General features: G+C 73.5%; 2 protein-coding genes. Both read right to left on the minus strand.

Going from position 1 to position 2,377, the window contains the following annotated elements; genetic code table 11:
- Positions 1-83: 83 nt before the first annotated feature.
- Positions 84-1,316 carry a lytic murein transglycosylase gene (locus Q0112_RS10530; RefSeq protein ID WP_297974936.1) on the minus strand — a complete coding sequence of 411 codons (1,233 nt, stop codon included), beginning with the start codon at positions 1,314-1,316 and terminating at the stop codon, positions 84-86.
- Positions 1,317-1,444: 128 nt separating this feature from the next.
- The gene (locus Q0112_RS10535; protein ID WP_297974938.1) at positions 1,445-2,074 is read right to left on the minus strand and encodes a hypothetical protein; all 630 of its coding nucleotides are present in this window, start codon (positions 2,072-2,074) and stop codon (positions 1,445-1,447) included.
- Positions 2,075-2,377 lie beyond the last annotated feature (303 nt).

The following is a 2,377-nucleotide window of genomic DNA, read 5'->3' on the forward strand; positions in this document are numbered from 1 at the left end:
GAATCCAGATCAAACCAACATGGAACCCCTATTCTTCAAATGCGATTCCCCTGGCGGCGGGTTGGGATGAATCGTCCGGTGGCTCAGCGGAGGCGGACGAGGAGCGAGGCGGTGGCGAAGCCGTCGGGCGTGAGGCCCTCGCGGGCCTGGAAGGCGCGGATGGCGGAGATGGTGTTCGGGCCGATGACGCCGTCGGTGGTGCCGGTGTCGAAGCCGCGGGCGATCAGGAGCTTCTGCAGCTCGATCTTCTCGGTGCGGGAGAGCTCGCGCTCGCTGCGCGGCCAGGGGGCGGCAATCGGGCCGCCGCCGCCGATGCGGTCGCCGAGGTGGCCGACGCCGAGCGCGTAGGAGGTGGCGTTGTTGTACTTCTTGATGACGAAGAAGTTGCCGTAGACGGCGAAGGCCGGGCCGGTGGCGCCGGCGGGCAGCAGGATCGCGGCCGGGCCGTGGTCGGGGAGCGCCTGGCCGTTCCGCAGCGTGACGCCGCGGGCGCGCCATTCCGCGCTGGGGCGGAGGTTGGCCTGGTCGGCGCTGCCGTAGTTGAAGCCCTCGGGCAGGCGCACCTCGAGCCCCCAGGGCTGGCCGCGGGTCCAGCCGGAGCGGGCGAGGTAGTTGGCGGCGGAGGCGAGCGAGTCGGTGGGGTCGTCCGACCAGATGTCGCGGCGGCCGTCACCGGTGAAGTCGACGGCGTAGGTAAGCCAGGAGGTGGGCATGAACTGGGTGTGGCCCATCGCCCCGGCCCAGGAGCCGCGCAGGTGGGCGGGGTCGACGTCGCCGGCCTGCAGGATGCGCAGTGCGGCTAGGAGCTGCTCCTCAGCCCAGTCGCGGCGGCGGCCCTCGTAGGCGAGGGTGGCGAGGCTCTCGATCACCCGTATCGAGCCGCGGTTGGCGCCGTAGTTGGTCTCCATGCCCCAGATGGCCAGCACGATGTCCGGGTCGACGCCGTAACGGCTCTCGATCGCCGAAAGGGTGGCGGCGCGGCGGGCCCTCTGGGCGCGGCCGCCGTCGACGCGCGCCGACGAGGCGGCGCTGTCGAGATAGTCCCAGATCGGCTTGGTGAACTCGGCCTGGCGGCCGTCGAGGCTGACGACCTCGGCGTTTTCGCTGACGCCCTGGAAGGCGGCGTCGAAGACCTCCGGGCGGATGCCCCGGGAGAGGGCATAGGCGCGGAAGTCGCTGCGCCACTCGGCGAAGCTCGCGGCCGGGCGGGCGGCGCGGGCCATGGGCGGGTCGCTCCTCTCCAGCGGCGGGTTGGCCCCGGCGCAGCCGCCGGCGGCCAGCGTCGCGGCGAGGATGGTGACGGTGAGTTTCCGCAAGGACTGCCTCCGGCTCGACGGTTCCTTTTTTGCCCGTGATGGTAGCGCCGGACGGGCCGGAACGGAAGCGGTCGTGGCGGGACGGCCGGCGGGCCGCCGGCCGGGGAACATCCTGCGGTTGAGCGGGCTCAGTCGGCGGCGAAGCAGTAGAAGAGGCCGTCGCCGCCGGTGCCGCGCAGCGCCTCGAGGCTGCAGCCGCCGCGCGAGGCGTGCGAGGCGTTCCAGGATTTCGCCGGGGGCGAGTCGTCGAGGCCCGTGCGGTCGTGGTGGCCGACGATGGCGGCACCCTCGGCCCCGCCGAGGGTCCAGTCGCCGCAGGTCTCGGGCGCGGCGGTGCCGTCGGGGAGCGAGCCGGTGAGGATGTCGTGGCGGTTCGGGGTGTCGCCGCGGCCGTTCACTACCGCGCCGGTCTCGTCGAGGGCGGTCTCTTTGGTCAGGCCGGGGGCGTTGTCGTCGTGCAGCGCGGCGAGGCTCTCGGCGATGGTCTCGCCCCTGGCGTTGACCCAGGGGCCCTGGCCGATGCGGTCGCGGGCGTTCTCGGCCGAGGTGGAGAGATAGGCGCGCCAGGTCCTGCCGGTGACGCCGGCGGCCTCGGCGAGGCTGGCGCACCAGGCGTCGGCGCCCTCGAGGCCGCCGAGGTTCGCGCCCTGGCCGGGGTTCTGGCTGGTGACGAAGAAGCTCATCGCCGGCTCCTGGGCGCCGGCGGCGCCGAGCGAGCAGGCGAGGGCGAGGGCGGTGAGGCCGAGCGTGCGGGTCATGAGGCGTCTCCCCTGGGCTGACGTTTCCGGCCTGTCCCCGTCTGGTGCGGGATGGGGAAGGGTAGCAAGGGCGGGCGCATGGCCGGGTCACGAAAGCGTGGGGATCGTTGGGCTCCGCCGCGATCTCGAGGCTAGCGGCGCTTGCCGCGCTTCTCATCGGCGCGGCGGAGGTGGCGGCTCTTGGCGAGCTTGCGGCGGGGGGCGGTGCCGGCGCGGCGGGGGGGCGTGGGCATGCGGCGGCCGTCGATCTCGAGAAGTTCGAAGAGGAGGCCGCCGGGGATCGGGGCGGCTTCGACCAGGCGG

Source organism: uncultured Amaricoccus sp. (genome assembly GCF_937858865.1).
Lineage (GTDB): Bacteria > Pseudomonadota > Alphaproteobacteria > Rhodobacterales > Rhodobacteraceae > Amaricoccus.